This is a genomic window from Faecalibacterium prausnitzii, assembly GCF_003324185.1.
Classification (GTDB): domain Bacteria; phylum Bacillota; class Clostridia; order Oscillospirales; family Ruminococcaceae; genus Faecalibacterium; species Faecalibacterium prausnitzii.
The window spans coordinates 191,804-205,901 of the sequence record NZ_PXUP01000001.1; the positions used below are offsets into that span (position 1 = coordinate 191,804).

A 14,098-nucleotide genomic window follows, 5' to 3' on the forward strand; every position below is an offset into this window, starting at 1 on the left:
TAGACAAACCGCAGAAATGAACGCACAGCGCGGCACCCTGAATATCATGCTGGAGACCGAGGTCCAGTCGCTGGACCCGCAGGTAGCCACCGACGGCACCTCCTTTGAGGTCATCGCAGACTACACCGACGGTCTGATGCAGATGGATGCAGACGGCGCAGCAGTTCCCGCCATTGCAGAGACCTACGACATCAGTGAGGACGGCAAGACCTACACCTTCCACCTGCGGGATGCCAAGTGGTCCAACGGCGAAGCCGTTACCGCTGCCGACTTCGTGTTCGGCTGGCAGCGCGCCGTGGACCCCGCCACCGCTTCCGAGTATTCCTATATGCTGTCGGATATCGGTCAGGTGGTCAACGCTGCCGAGATCATTGCAGGCGAGAAGTCCGTCACCGATCTGGGCGTGACTGCCGTGGACGACAAGACGCTGGAAGTCCAGCTGAACGTTCCCGTCAGCTATTTCCTGAGCCTGATGTACTTCCCCACCTTCTATCCGGTCAACGAGGCGTTCTACAACACCTGCAAGGACACCTTCAGCACCAGCCCCGACACGGTGCTGTCCAACGGTGCGTTCAAGCTGACCGACTACCAGCCTGCCGCAACCGCCTTTACGCTGGAAAAGAACCCCGATTACTACGATGCCGGCAAGATCGCTCTGGACGGTCTGGCCTATCAGGTCATCAAGGACAGCCAGCAGGCACTGATGAGCTACCAGACCGGTGCTCTGGACATGACTCTGCTGAACGGCGAGCAGGTGGATCAGGTCAAGGATGACCCCGAGTTTACCAGCGTGGGTGCCGGTTACCTGTGGTACATCAGCCCCAACATCGGCAGTGTGCCGGAGCTGGCCAACGAGAACCTACGCAAGGCCATCACCTTTGCACTGGATCGTGACGCCATTACCGGAGACGTGCTGAAGGACGGCTCTGCACCCTGCTACACCGTCGTTCCGCCGCAGTTTGCTACCGGCCCCGATGGCAGCGATTTCAGCGCCGACCAGACCAAGTTTGCAGAGTTCTGCGCTTATGATGCCGACAAGGCCAAGGAGTACTACGAGCAGGCCAAGAGCGAGCTGGGCAAGGACTCCTTCACCTTCAACATGGTGGTGGATGCCGACGATGCACCCCAGAAGGTGGCACAGGTCGTCAAGGAGCAGCTGGAGACCACGTTGGCAGGCTTTACCCTGAACCTGACCGTGGAACCCAAGAAGCAGCGCGTGCAGGATATGCAGGACGGCAACTTTGAGATCGGCCTGACCCGCTGGGGCCCCGACTACGCCGACCCCATGACCTATCTGGGCATGGGGGTGACCGGCAACTCCAACAACTACGGTCTGTGGAGCGATGCCGACTACGATGCCATCATTGACGAGTGCACCACCGGCGACCTGTGCACCGACCCCGAGGGCCGCTGGGCTGCCCTGTACGAGGCAGAGCAGATCGTTCTGGAGCAGGCGGTCATCTTCCCCCTGTACGGTCAGTGCAATGCCGAGATGGTCTCCTCTGCCGTTACCGGTGTAGCGTTCCACCCCGTGGCACTGAACCGCGTGTACAAGAACGCCGCTAAGAGCGAGTAAAACTGAAAGCACACTGAACAAGGCCGCACAGTGGCCCGCAAAAAGCCACTGTGCGCCTTTTTGGCATTGTGCCTGTCCGCGGCAGACAAACGACTGACCGCGAGATCCCGGAAGGAAAAAGGGGGTCCACCCGACGTGAAAAAATATACGCTCAAGCGAATCCTGACCTCGCTGTTCACGCTGCTGGCAATTCTGCTGGTGCTGTTCATCCTGATGCAGCTGATGCCCGGTTCGCCCTTCAATGATGAAAAGCTGACGCCCGATATGCGGGCAGCCCTGTATGCAAAGTACGGCCTTGACCAGCCCATCTATATCCAGTTCTTCCGCTATGTGGGCAATATGCTCCGGGGCGATCTGGGTGTCAGCTACAATATCTCCAAAAATACGCCCATCTCCCAGCTCATCCAGTCCCGTCTGCCCATCTCCATTCAGGTGGGCGGCATGGCGGTCACGCTGGGTGCCATCGCAGGTCTGGTGCTGGGCATTCTTGCCGCTTTGAAGCGGGATACCGTGGTGGACTCCATCGCCACCATCATCTCGGTCATCGGCGTATCGGTGCCATCCTATGTGTTCGCGCTGGCGCTGAGCTACACCTTCGGCTTTAAGTTCCGCTGGTTCCCCATGCTGTTTTCCGCCAAGGACATTTTTGGCTCCAGCGTGCTGCCCAGTATCTCGCTTTCCATGTTCACCATGGCGTCCATTGCCCGCTTTACCCGCAGTGAGATGATCGAGGTACTGGATTCGGATTATATGCTGCTGGCCGAGAGTAAGGGCATTTCCGGCCCGGCGCTGATCTTCCGCCACGCGCTGCGCAACGCCCTGATCCCCATCATCACGGTGCTGGCACCGCTGATCGTGGATTTGATGACCGGCTCGCTGGTGGTGGAAAAGATCTTTGCCATCCCCGGCGTGGGCAGCCTGCTGGTGACAGCCATCCAGTCCAACGATTACAACGTGGTCATTGGTCTGAGCTTTATTTACAGTGCCATGTACATTGGCATCATGCTGGTCGTTGACCTGCTGTACGGCATCATCGACCCGCGCATTCGTTTGGCAAAGGGGGACGACTAAATGGCAGAAAAAGCGATCCGGCTGGGCGGCGAATCCACCGCCGATGCCATTGTCAGCGCCGTGGACGCAATGTACACGGAGCATACCTTTGCGGAAAAGGATTTTGCCCTCAAGCACAACGAGGACGAGATCAGCGTGGATACCAACTTTGCGGCGCAGAACTTCTGGAAGGAAGCGCTCATCCGCTTTTTCAATAAGAAGAGTGCCGTGCTGGGGCTTGTCCTCATTGTGATCATCGTACTGCTGGCCGTTTTGGGCCCGGGCATGAACAGCTACACCTACTCCGGGCAGGATCTGAGCCAGAAAAACTTTGCGCCCCGCGTGCCGGGCATTGAGCAGTTCGGCATTCTGGACGGCAGCGAGAAGATGAGCACCACCACCGGAACCAAGGTGACCAACGCCTATCAGGAAAAAGACAAGCTGGACGTCTACTACTGGTTCGGCAGCGATCTGTACGGCCGCGACATCTGGACCCGTACATGGGAAGGCGCCCGGGTCTCCCTGATCATCGCGGTGGCGGCGGCCATCATTGATATGGTCATCGGCATGAGCTACGGCCTGATCTCGGGCTACTTCGGCGGCAGAGTGGATATGGTGATGCAGCGCTTTCTGGAGGTAGCCAACGGCATCCCCCGGCTGGTCATCGTCACGCTGCTGCTGCTGGTATTGCAGCCCGGCATGGTGACCATCATCTTTGCCCTGATGCTGACCGAATGGGTGGGCATGAGCCGCATCGCCCGCGCGGAGATGCTCAAGCTGAAGGATCAGGAGTTCGTTCTGGCCTCCCGCACGCTGGGCGCCGGCAGCTTCTTCATCATCTTCAAGGAAGTGCTGCCCAACATCATCGGACCCATCATCACGCAGGTCATGTTCAGCATCCCGACCGCTATCTTCACCGAGGCGTTCCTCTCCTTTGTGGGTCTGGGCATCCCGGTGCCGCAGTGTTCGCTGGGCTCTCTGATCAGCGAGCTGTACAACAGCTTCACCACCCACCCCTATCAGATCATCCCGCCCATTGTGGTCATGAGCCTGCTGATGCTCAGCTTCAACCTCGAGGCGGATGGTCTGCGCGAGGCGCTGGACCCCAAGATGAAGAGTATGTAAGGAGGAACACCCCATGCCTGAAGCAAAAAAAGAACAGGTCTTGTCGGTGCGAGACCTTGATATCACCTTTAAGACCACCGCAGGCCCGGTGCACGCCATCCGCGGTGTGAACATCGACCTGTACAAGGGCGAGACGGTCGCGCTGGTGGGCGAGTCCGGTTCCGGCAAGTCCGTCACCATGAAAGCCGCCATGGGCATTCTGGCCAAGAATGCCACCGTGAACAGCGGCAGCATCCGGTTCAGCTACCACCACGCCGACGGCAGCCCGGAGAGCGTAGACCTGCTGCAAAAGGACAAAAAGTGGATCCGCCGCCACATCAACGGCAAGCGCATCGCTATGGTGTTTCAGGACCCCATGACCAGCCTTGACCCCACCATGACCATCGGCAAGCAGATCATGGAGGGCATGCTCTGGCACTTCAAAATGCCCAAGGCGGAAGCCTACAAAAAGGCGCTGGAACTGCTGGAAGAGGTGGGCATCACCGATGCCGAAAAGCGGATGAAAAACTACCCGCACCAGCTGTCCGGCGGTATGCGCCAGCGCGTGGTCATTGCCATTGCGCTCTCCTGCGACCCCGACCTGCTCATCTGCGACGAGCCCACCACCGCGCTGGATGTGACCATTCAGGCCAAAATTCTGGAGCTGATCCGCCGCATTCAAAAGGAGCGCGGCATCTCGGTCATCTACATCACCCACGACCTTGGCGTTGTGGCAAAGGTGGCAGACTATGTGGACGTGATGTACGCCGGCAAGATCGTGGAGACCGGCACCATCGACGAGATCTTCTACGACCCCAAGCACCCCTATACATGGGGCCTGCTGTCGGCCATGCCCGACCTTGACACCGCCGACGACCGTCTGTATACCATTCCCGGCTCGCCGCCGAACCTGCTGCACGAGAAGCCCGGCGATGCCTTTGCACCCCGCAACCGCTTTGCGCTGAACATCGACGACGAGATCGACCCGCCCATGTTCAAGATCAGCGATACCCACTATGCGGCAACATGGCTGCTGGACCCCCGTGCCCCCAAGGTGGAGATGCCGCCGGAGCTCAAGGAGCGCATTGCCCGCATGAAAGCAGAAGCAAAAAAGATCGAGGAGGCGGAATAAATGGCAGCACAGAGCACGACCCCGCTGCTGAAGGTCGAAGGGCTAAAGCAGTATTTCCGCGTCAATAAGAATTTCACGGTCAAGGCGGTGGACGATGTCAGTTTTGAGATCTACCCCGGCGAGACCTACGGTCTGGTGGGCGAGTCCGGCTCGGGCAAATCCACCATCGGCCGCAGCATCATCCGCCTGTACGACCCCACTGCGGGCAAGATCACCTTTGACGGGCAGGATATCAGCGGCCGTCTGACCTATGCACAGAACAATACCCTGCGCACCCAGATGCAGATGATCTTTCAGGACCCCATGGCATCCCTGAACCCCCGCAAAAAGGTGGAGGACATCATCGGCGAGGGTCTGGATATCCATCATCTGTGCAAAACGCAGGCAGAGCGCCGCGAAAAGGTGGAAAAGATCCTTGCCAAGGTCGGCCTTGCCCCGGAACACGCCGAGCGCTACCCCCACCAGTTCTCCGGCGGTCAGCGTCAACGCGTGGGCATTGCCCGCGCCCTCATCATGAACCCCAAGCTCATCATCGCGGACGAGTGCATCTCGGCGCTGGATGTATCCATTCAGGCACAGGTAGTCAACCTGATGAAGGATATCCAGCAGGAGACCGGCACGGCTTATCTGTTCATCGCCCACGACCTGTCCATGGTCAAGTACATCTCCGACCGCATTGGTGTGCTGCATCTGGGGCATCTGCTGGAGACCGGCACCACCGAGGAGATTTTCGAGCACCCCATCCACCCCTACACCCGGAGCCTGCTGTCGGCCATTCCGCTGCCGAACCCGGTGGTCGAAAAGCGCCGCGTGGCTGAGACTTATGACTATGCCACTTCCGGCATCGACTATTCCAAGGGTACCAGCCACCATGTGGAGGGCAGCCACTACGTCAAGTGCACGGATGAAGAATTTGCCAAGTGGTGTAAATAAGACCGAATCCAAGACGAGTGCTGCAGGCGGCCTTTTATAGTGCCGCCGTGCAGCGCACCGCCAAGGAGCAAAAGAATGCCCGCCCACCGGGCCGTTCTGGAGAGTGAAAACTCCAGTAAGGCAGACAATGCAAGGAAAAACACGGCTTTCTCGCCGGTGTGTAAAAAGTGTGCAAAAACAGTGCACTTACTCTGGGACAAATAAAAAATGATGATTTTTGATCCATGACTTGGTGGCGATTTGAGTGACCACAAAGGTAAATTTGATACACGGAAAGAAGAATGCCCACTCGTCTGAGGAATTCTCAGGGGAGTGGGCAGTTCTGTATAATGGCGTTTTGTATATGTCGCTTGCCACTTTTAGCATGGAGCTTGCCATTTTTTGAGATGAAGTTGCCACTTTTAGCGTAGAGGTTGCCACTTTTCTATGGCAAGTTTCCGCACTTTCCGCATTACTTTCCACACTTTCCGTACCCCATGAGATATGAACACCTGCCAAACTTTTTCAGAGATTGCTACTTTTTTGGGGTATGGTTGCTAAACCTTGCCCAAAGGATGCTATATCTTAGTCCAAGGTCACTAAACATAGCGCACAGAAAATCCCGCAATAATATAATTAAACTTATGATAATCCAGATTATATTATTTCTTGTAAACTGCATCTTCCTGAATCAGAATCAGGTTGGAATTCTCCGCTGCCATTTCCACCAGTCGATCTGTAAAGCCGCTCTTGGAGAACAGCCCGTACACAATTTCGTAGCCCTTAAAGGCCGCTGTAAGTTCTTTGGACTGCCCCTTTTCCTGCAAAGCAGAGTAGACCGCCACATCCACAGGTTTCGCATGGTACTTGCACTCACCGAGGAACAGCCGCTTATGCTGATGGTCCACCGCTGCAACATCGATCTCTGTGTCTCCCTCGTTGTCGTTGCGCCAGTAAGAACCAATGCGTGAGGGTGCAAAATCGATCTGCCCCTTTCGGCACAGCTCCGCAAAGATGTTCCGGCAGATGCTCTCATAAGCGAAAGCCACAAATTTTTGCTTAAAGTCTTTGCCCATCTCGTCCAGCACGATCTGTTGGTTGTCCAGTTCCAACTCTCCCTTGAACGGGTACACATAGCGGAACCAGAAGCGGATGAAGTTGTCCGAAACATAGTACAGACTCTTCCGGGAACGCTCTGGATTCTTTTCGGTGATGGGAACGTTCTTGATAACAAAACCAAGGTCGATCAGTGTTTTAAGGTACGGCGTAATAGCCGAAGTGTCCTGTTCCATCGTCATGCCGATCTTGCTCAGCTTGTGGTTGCCGTCCGAAATCGCTTTTAGCACGGAGAAATAGTTGATGGGCGTCTGCACTTCCTCGTTGAGCAGGAAATCAGGTTCTTCATACAAAAAGCCATTTTTCGACAGTACCACACGCCGAATCTGCTCCACCAGCGGCTCGTCCGTCTGGAAAAACTCCATATATTTCGGTACACCGCCTGTAATGGCATACTGCTCCACCGCCTGCTCAAACGACAGGTTTTGCGCCGCATACACGTCCATGAATTGCAGCGGCATCAGCCGAATCTGCGCCGTTCTGCGGCCATAGAGCGGGCTGTCGTAGGCTAGAGCGTGCTTTTTCATCATGCTGATCAGGGAACCGCAGAGGATCAGCATCACATTGTGGTCTTTCAGCACTTCATCCCATGCGTTTTGCAGGATGGACGGAAAATCCGGGTTCGTTTTGACCAGATACGGAAATTCATCAATGACAAGCACCTTTTTCTCGTCCGGGTGGTCGTCTGCTACCACTTGGAATAAATCCAGCCAGTCGGTGAATGTGACTTTGCTGAGCATGGGGTTCTTCGTGGTACGGGAAAGCACTCCGGCAAACCGCTTCATGCTCTGGGCTTCACTTTCTGTGGTTGCCAAAAAGTAGAACGCGCGTTTATCTTTGATAAACTCTTTGATCAGCGTCGTTTTTCCAACACGCCGCCTGCCGTAAATCACCACAAAGCCGCTGCCGTGCTCTAGCTCCGCATTCAGCGTTGCCAGTTCGGATGTTCTGCCGATGAAGTCCATACCGTTCACCTCTTGCTTAATATAATTTGAATTATGATAATATCGATTATATTATAGCTGCTCTGTACAAAACCGTCAATAGGACGAAGCATCGAATTTTCAACATCAAATTCATACAATGTAGAAAACTCCGGGCTTTTTTCAGTTCAACTTATGCGGCTGAGAGAAGTCTGTGGACGTTTTTGATTGCAATAGGGCTACCAATTGCTATTCCAACTACACTAAAAGATACTACGGCAAAATAGAGTACGTTTTGCCAACGCTCCTGATTTCTGCGGTCGTAATTTCTGTCCATAGCATCCAGCTGTTCTTGGGTGTTCATGTCATCGGCCGACACAATTAATTTTTGTTTTGTTATATATTTCTCTTCTGATGTGGCTTCGGCATCGATTACTGCATCAGAAATTTTTTGACAGACTTCATCGATGACTATGTTCTGAAGAGATTTCGTTTCGCCGAGTGGCTGCATAGTATTTTGTTTGTTCATAGATAACCTCCTAAATATATGTTTGTCTGGGATTGACAGTTCCTTGGTGTAGCTATATCATACTACTAGATGACGGATGAATCAATCTTTAAAATCGTCTGTTTCAATCGTTTGTAAACACAAAAAAGATAAATATGTCTTTGGCGAGGTGATATAATGGCATTCAAATCTATAAATCATGATGATGAAAAGATTTTCTATAACAGACTGTGGAAATTGATGGAGGAGCGAAACCTTTCAACGGCAAGAGAATTAGCGCAGGCTTTATATGCCGAGGAGATAGTCCCTGTAGACAGTGCATCTGAAGACGAGATATCTATAATAGGAAGTATGACACGCAGAATACAGGAACACTTAAATTTAGAAGGTACAGATAAATTGCAGGGTAGATATGTCAAAGCGTATTGTGATTTTTTTGGATGTTCAGCAGATTACCTGTTTGGCTTATCTTCAATTAAAAGTGAAAATCCAGATGTTATTAGATTCTGTGAAGCAACAGGTTTATCTGAAAAATCGGTCAGAAGGCTAATAGAAGATTTACCGGAAGATATAAAAAGAGATTTAGTTGGGTTTTGGTCTAATGTTTTAGAAAGCAATTTGTTTTATGAAGTACCTTTAGAATTCCATCAAATGTGCTATGAATTGGGACAGTACAGAATTGCACAGGACCAAATAAAGGCAATCAATATGGCGGCTAAAAAAATGGACAATTCGGATACATTTGTCGATACTTGGAGAGCGATGATGGAGAGTAATTATCTAAAGGAAGCTCAGCCGCATGAAGGGTCCTACCATATGCATCTGAATGAGCTTTTAGTGAATGTGACAACGTGTTTGGAAAATTGGGTGGATGAATATGTTCCTACCCATAAAAAAGAGATTCAACAATATTTCTATGGTGACTTAAATAAGAGACTACAGGAGAGTTATGATGAATTTTTGAAAACAACGCAATCCGAATAATATCACAGAAAAACCGCCTTACTACCGGAGTAAATCCGATGGTGGGGCGGTTCTTTTATACCTTGATTTCTTGACCGTTCTTGAAGGTGAAGCGGATATCGTCAGTGCTGTAAGCAGGTCAACGCCAACGCAATCACAGCGTAATAGAATATTTGTAAAGGGGATTTTATCTGCTTTGCCGTTTTTTCACATCTGGACTCCAACATGCCTTTGTGCTATTCAGCGATTCCATCGCGCAGCCTGCGCCGGGACGGTGCAGATTTGAAGGGTTTGGGATTTCCCAACAAGTATTTTGCAACGCAAAATGGTCTTTGTATATACGAAGACACTGCTTGCGGGTCTGCTGGTCATATACCCTTCAGCTCTCACCACCACAAAACGTTTCATATTTTTGACTCCATTCAAACTGTGCATTTTTGTCTAACAGTTTTTTGCGTTGCTGCCAATCTGGCATAAGTGTCGACAGTATCGCATAAAAATCCTTCGAGTGGTTTGGGTACAGAAAATGACAAAATTCGTGCAATACTACATATTCAATGCAACTGACGGGCATTTCGAGCAAGTGCCGGTTCAATGTAATGATAGCTTTCTGTGGAAGACAAGATCCCCAGCGAGTATCCATCGATCGAATATGGATTCGTGGAAATGGCACATCATATTTTCGAAATATCGGATAAAGCTGATCCACCGTCTGCTGAAATATTTCGCGACACATCTTATTCAGATAACGGTCAACAAGACGCTTTTTTTGTTCCTGATCTTCTGTGTCTTTTACGGTAAGATAGAGATAAACGCCATCGGAACGTATATCGTCTTTTTTTCCTTGCTCTACCCGCAGACGCAGACTGCGTCCCAAAACGGAAAAGCTTTCCCCACTGATGTAATGTCGAGGCTGCGGTGCATACTGTTGGAATTCTCGAAAATGCTGCTGTGCCTCTGCAATGTAACGGCTGTGTCGTTTCACGAATTGCGTAACAACGCTTTCCGAGACATCTTTCGGAGCAGAAACATAAACAGAGGCATCTGTCCGAATCCGAAGATTGATATTGCGTACGTTCTTTCGTTCTAGCTGATAGCAGATACAACCATGCTCAGTCTCAACCGCACAAATCTGTATCATGCAAACCTCCGCAACGCAACTGTTTTAACATTTTCAATAATCATGTCAATCACATCAAAAGAAAGTACCAGGCCCTTTTCTTTTTGATAGCGGTAAAACAGATCATCAATATCCTGTGAGATTCGATCATGAATCGTCAGGTTATGGGTCCAGTCCACCTGGCTATGCTTTTCGATGATTGTCGTAATATCCAGTGCCATCTCGGCGGCAAAATCAGGCTCCACTGACAATCTTTCATTGGAGAAAATCGCGGTCAGTACACCATAGAACGCCTGTGCATGGACATTGGCTCGGATACGATCCGGGTATGCGATAGCGCTTTTTCCCGTGCGGTAATCCTCCAGAATATCCCGCATCTTGGCCAGATATTCTGCCTCCGTTATCGTCCGGGCTTTATACAGCTCAAGCGCTTCCTTGATGCGCTTGGAAAAATTTTCATAGTATGCTGGGTTCTCCTGATACTTCGTATTGATACTCTTGGCGAGCCGTGTGCGAATCGCATCAGCTTTGGCACGCAGTGAGCCTAACTCGTTTAATTCCTTTTCAAACGCATCTCTGTCCAGAATGTCTACCGGCTCGGTGATTCGCTTCAGACCCTCTACTGAAAGGTGTACGTCCAGCAGGTTTTGCATCAGTGGTTCGTATTCCCGATTGTCAATTGAATCCCCATAACGAGGTTTCACGCTACGCCGTACCGCAGAGAAAAAGCCGAATGCTTTGATATATTTTTCCCGCTCTTCCACTGCCAGCGCCTCATAGGTTTTTTCAGAATTCAGAACAAGATTCAAGGAGCGACCAAAGTTACACAGCCGTTTGTAAAACTCTTCCCGCTTCGAACTATCCGCTAAGAAAACCTCCACCGCCTCTGCATCGGTTCCGGCAAGTGTCAGACCGGGAACAGCCGAAAGCAACTCCATCAGTGCAGAATAATCGCTGCGTACCGTTCCAATCGCAGAGAGCACGTCCACCACAACGCCTTTCAGATCATGCCCATCAAAGTTTTCCAGCCCGGCACCACTGTAAAGCTCCATTGCCTCATCCAATTTTTTGATCAGGCCCCGGTAATCCACGATCATTCCATAGCTTTTTCCCTCGCACAGGCGGTTTGTGCGGGCAATGGCCTGAAGCAAACCGTGCTCCTTAAGTTCTTTGTCCAAGTAAAGCACTTGGCAGAGCGGCTCATCAAAGCCGGTAAGCCATTTACTGCACACGATCACAAGATCCAGTTCTCCGGCATGATACTGTGCCTTGATTGCTTCTTCATAATCATCGGCACTGCCATAGCGCTGCATCATCCGATTCCAGTAGGCAACTACCTTGTCGTCTGCTCCTTCATCTGCATCATCCACACTTTCGCGCAGATCCGGAGCCGAGATTACGACAGCGCAGTTCAGATCGCCAAATTGCTCAAAGTATTCCAGATACCGAACGGCATCCCGCTTGTAATTGGTGGCGACCATTCCCTTGAAGCCTGTATTTTTATAGGTTCGGCAAAAGTCCTCGTTGATGTCCAAAGCGATCCGTTTGATGCGTGCATCCGTAGAGGTCAGCCGTCGGATGCTGCTCCATTTCCGGGCGAGATCATCCCGCTGTGATTCCGTCAGGCGTTTTGTTGTTTGCTGAAACCATAGGTCGATGTTCTTTTCGTCAACTTTCTGCTCCACAAAGCGGCCTTCATAGATCAGTGGAACAATTGCACCATCGGCTACACCGTCCTGAATCGTATACTTGTGAATCAGTCCGCCAAACTTTTTCAAGGTGTTCTTCTCGCTCTTCATCAAGGGCGTTCCTGTAAAACCGATATAGCAGGCGTTTGGAAAAACCGTCCGCATTTTATGTGACATTTTGCCGTAATTGGAGCGGTGGCTTTCGTCCACAAGAACAAAGATGTCCCGAGATTTGTTGCAACCGTCCAGCCGCTCGGCAGTGCTGAATTTGTTGATGATGCTGGTGACGATGTCCACCCGCTCATCCGTAACCAATCCCAGCAGATGCCGCCCGTTGGTAGCACGCGCAGGGCGAAGCCGCGTGTGCGCGAATGTCGCCGTGATTTGCTTATCCAGCTCTTTTCGGTCGGTGACGATCACTACACGTGGATGGTCTGCCTGCAGCTCCAGCAGCAAATATTTCGCCACCATCACCATGGTCAGACTTTTTCCGCTGCCCTGTGTATGCCAGATCACACCGCCGCGCCGATTTCCTTTTTCATCACGCTGTTTGACTGTGTGCAGAATTTCCTTTACCGCAAAATATTGCTGATATCGGCAGATCTTTTTCACATTGTAGTCAAACAGCACGAAATACTTTGTTAGTTCCAACAAACGGACCGGTGTAAACAGAGAAACAATATCTTTATCCTGCACCGTTGGTGTCCGAACCGGGGTCAGTCGAGCCATTTCCCGGTTCAGGAAATCTGCATCTTGCTCTTTCCAGATGCTCCAAAACTTTTTCGGTGTTCCCGTTGTTGCATAGCGTACCTCGTTTTTATTGGTCGCCATTACGATCTGCGCAAACGCATAAAGCTGGGGGATATAGTGAGGCTGCTGGTTACGGCAGGTTTGCTCAATGGCCTGTTCCACCGGGATATCCGGAGCCTTGCATTCAATCACCGCAAACGGAATTCCATTGACAAACAGCACGATGTCCGGGCGGGCATCATGCTGTCCATCGGTGCTTTCCACCGCAAATTCTTCCGTGACATGGTAAAGGTTCTGCGTCGGATCCTCCCAGTCAATGTACTTCAAGTTGAAGTTCAGCAGCCTTCCTTCGCCTACAGTTTCGGGATAGCTTTTGCCCAGCATAAGCGCATCATAGATTTTCTCACTGGTGCGCACAAGACCGTCCGTCAGCGGTATTTCCAGATCATCCATGGCGTGCTCAATGTTGACTGCAGAAAATTCATTTTCCACACCGCCGTAGGTATAGCGGTTCAGTTTCCGCAGCTGACCGCGCAGCACATCCCGCAACAGCACCCGGTAGCCACTTCCGCGCTGCTGACGGCATTCTTCCGGGGAGAGATATGTATACCCCATGGCCTGCAGCAGTTCCAGCGCAGGCTTTTTGCTGATGTTAGCTTCGGAGTAAATGGATTTATCGAGGTTCATGGTGACCTCCTTCAGATTTTAAATTTGCTATTCAATCCCAATTCATCAACAAGTGCGTTAATTGCAGCTTCAGTTTTAATTCGTATTTTTTCATAATCTTTGATTTTGATTCGAAACCACGAAGTTGCAGGAATCACTTCTGATGTCAGATCAAATTTCAATTGCGTAATTAGGAGCGCATATGCAGCCATTAGACGCGTTCCATCATCCACTCCCGCCTGTGACGATTGGCGCTCTTTTTCATACGCACATTCCTGAACAACAATTGCTAGTTTTACGGCGTCGACACTGCCATAAGCAATAATTTTAGATAATATTTTTTCATGTACATCTATAGATTGCTTCGTGATAGTTCTGCTTTTGTTGTGAAACAACTCATTCATAAATTGACACACATCGTACGGAAGCGTTTCCATAAGCTCGGTAGTGTGCATCACCTTGTCTTTCTTCAATTCATCCTGTACACTCTTTTTATTCATGAAATAAGTCACAATAAAACCTAGTATCGTAATTGATACTGTGATAATCGTATCAAAATGCTGCTTTACAAATTCTAAAATTCCTTGCAT

At 51.0% G+C, this 14,098-nt stretch carries 11 protein-coding genes; 6 read left to right on the forward strand and 5 right to left on the reverse strand.

The features are described 5' to 3' along the window. Positions 1–16 precede the first annotated feature (16 nt). The 5 genes from C7J97_RS00880 to C7J97_RS00900 all read left to right on the forward strand — a co-directional run bounded on the left by C7J97_RS00880 (position 17) and on the right by C7J97_RS00900 (position 5,795). Positions 17–1,576: a peptide ABC transporter substrate-binding protein gene (locus C7J97_RS00880; protein ID WP_242983404.1), complete on the forward strand. Its 1,560-nt coding sequence runs from the start codon at positions 17–19 to the stop codon at positions 1,574–1,576. 135 nt (positions 1,577–1,711) lie between these two features. Then, the gene (locus C7J97_RS00885; protein WP_097782841.1) at positions 1,712–2,647 is read left to right on the forward strand and encodes an ABC transporter permease; all 936 of its coding nucleotides are present in this window, start codon (positions 1,712–1,714) and stop codon (positions 2,645–2,647) included. Then, the gene (locus tag C7J97_RS00890; RefSeq protein ID WP_113991761.1) at positions 2,648–3,751 is read left to right on the forward strand and encodes an ABC transporter permease; all 1,104 of its coding nucleotides are present in this window, start codon (positions 2,648–2,650) and stop codon (positions 3,749–3,751) included. A gap of 13 nt (positions 3,752–3,764) precedes the next feature. After that, a complete protein-coding gene (locus tag C7J97_RS00895; protein WP_097782842.1) occupies positions 3,765–4,862 on the forward strand; it encodes an ABC transporter ATP-binding protein in 1,098 nt (365 codons plus the stop codon). Then, positions 4,863–5,795, forward strand: coding sequence for an ABC transporter ATP-binding protein (locus C7J97_RS00900; protein WP_113991762.1), 933 nt, complete (start codon positions 4,863–4,865; stop codon positions 5,793–5,795). 641 nt (positions 5,796–6,436) lie between these two features. Here the strand turns inward: C7J97_RS00900 and C7J97_RS00905 are convergent. Together C7J97_RS00905 and C7J97_RS00910 are read right to left on the reverse strand one after the other, a co-directional pair. Then, positions 6,437–7,855 (reverse strand): ATP-binding protein, encoded by a 1,419-nt coding sequence (locus C7J97_RS00905; protein ID WP_113991763.1) that lies wholly within the window; start codon positions 7,853–7,855, stop codon positions 6,437–6,439. Between the two features lie 151 nt (positions 7,856–8,006). Continuing rightward, positions 8,007–8,342, reverse strand: a complete 336-nt coding sequence (locus C7J97_RS00910) for a hypothetical protein (RefSeq protein ID WP_112091683.1) — start codon at positions 8,340–8,342, stop codon at positions 8,007–8,009. 156 nt (positions 8,343–8,498) lie between these two features. Between C7J97_RS00910 and C7J97_RS00915 the strand changes: the two genes are divergently transcribed. Continuing rightward, the gene (locus tag C7J97_RS00915) at positions 8,499–9,305 is read left to right on the forward strand and encodes a hypothetical protein (RefSeq protein WP_113991764.1); all 807 of its coding nucleotides are present in this window, start codon (positions 8,499–8,501) and stop codon (positions 9,303–9,305) included. Positions 9,306–9,663: 358 nt separating this feature from the next. On the opposite strand, the gene C7J97_RS00920 is transcribed toward C7J97_RS00915, so the two are convergent. From C7J97_RS00920 to C7J97_RS00930, 3 genes are read right to left on the reverse strand one after another with little or no spacing between them, the layout of a single operon-like run. After that, positions 9,664–10,425: a M48 family metallopeptidase gene (locus C7J97_RS00920; protein WP_113991765.1), complete on the reverse strand. Its 762-nt coding sequence runs from the start codon at positions 10,423–10,425 to the stop codon at positions 9,664–9,666. Continuing rightward, positions 10,422–13,529: a type I restriction endonuclease subunit R gene (locus C7J97_RS00925; protein ID WP_113991766.1), complete on the reverse strand. Its 3,108-nt coding sequence runs from the start codon at positions 13,527–13,529 to the stop codon at positions 10,422–10,424. The genes C7J97_RS00920 and C7J97_RS00925 overlap by 4 nt, the downstream gene beginning before the upstream one ends. Positions 13,530–13,540: 11 nt before the next feature. Beyond that, a complete protein-coding gene (locus C7J97_RS00930) occupies positions 13,541–14,098 on the reverse strand; it encodes a hypothetical protein (RefSeq protein ID WP_113991767.1) in 558 nt (185 codons plus the stop codon).

Excerpts from the sequence above, each read along its gene's own strand:
- C7J97_RS00880 (WP_242983404.1), top strand. The coding sequence starts at position 17 with ATGAACGCACAGCGCGGCACCCTGAATATCATGCTGGAGACCGAGGTC.
- C7J97_RS00890 (WP_113991761.1), top strand. The coding sequence starts at position 2,648 with ATGGCAGAAAAAGCGATCCGGCTGGGCGGCGAATCCACCGCCGATGCC.
- C7J97_RS00895 (WP_097782842.1), top strand. The coding sequence starts at position 3,765 with ATGCCTGAAGCAAAAAAAGAACAGGTCTTGTCGGTGCGAGACCTTGAT.
- C7J97_RS00900 (WP_113991762.1), top strand. The coding sequence starts at position 4,863 with ATGGCAGCACAGAGCACGACCCCGCTGCTGAAGGTCGAAGGGCTAAAG.
- C7J97_RS00905 (WP_113991763.1), bottom strand. The coding sequence starts at position 7,855 with ATGGACTTCATCGGCAGAACATCCGAACTGGCAACGCTGAATGCGGAG.
- C7J97_RS00910 (WP_112091683.1), bottom strand. The coding sequence starts at position 8,342 with ATGAACAAACAAAATACTATGCAGCCACTCGGCGAAACGAAATCTCTT.
- C7J97_RS00915 (WP_113991764.1), top strand. The coding sequence starts at position 8,499 with ATGGCATTCAAATCTATAAATCATGATGATGAAAAGATTTTCTATAAC.
- C7J97_RS00920 (WP_113991765.1), bottom strand. The coding sequence starts at position 10,425 with ATGATACAGATTTGTGCGGTTGAGACTGAGCATGGTTGTATCTGCTAT.
- C7J97_RS00925 (WP_113991766.1), bottom strand. The coding sequence starts at position 13,529 with ATGAACCTCGATAAATCCATTTACTCCGAAGCTAACATCAGCAAAAAG.
- C7J97_RS00930 (WP_113991767.1), bottom strand. The coding sequence starts at position 14,098 with ATGCAAGGAATTTTAGAATTTGTAAAGCAGCATTTTGATACGATTATC.